Genomic DNA, 232 nt, shown 5'->3' with positions numbered 1-232 from the left:
CGGGGGGACCGGGGGAGGGGATGGTCTCCCTCCGTTTCCCGTCGGCCCTGTTACCCACTTGCGGGTGAACGTCGGGGTGGCGTGCGGGGTGGCGCACCAGGGCGCGCTCCCGGCCGGTCCGCGACGGGCCCGGCCGGGCCACGGGTCGATGCATGATGCACCGATTCGAATGCGGTATTCGAATGATCTGTGTGCATCCGGCACCCGAGCATTGCGGACATGTCCGCATTAG

The organism is Streptomyces prasinopilosus (assembly GCF_001419695.1).
In the GTDB taxonomy this organism is placed as follows: Bacteria; Actinomycetota; Actinomycetes; order Streptomycetales; family Streptomycetaceae; genus Streptomyces; species Streptomyces prasinopilosus.
Note: the sequence above shows the minus strand (reverse complement) of the source record.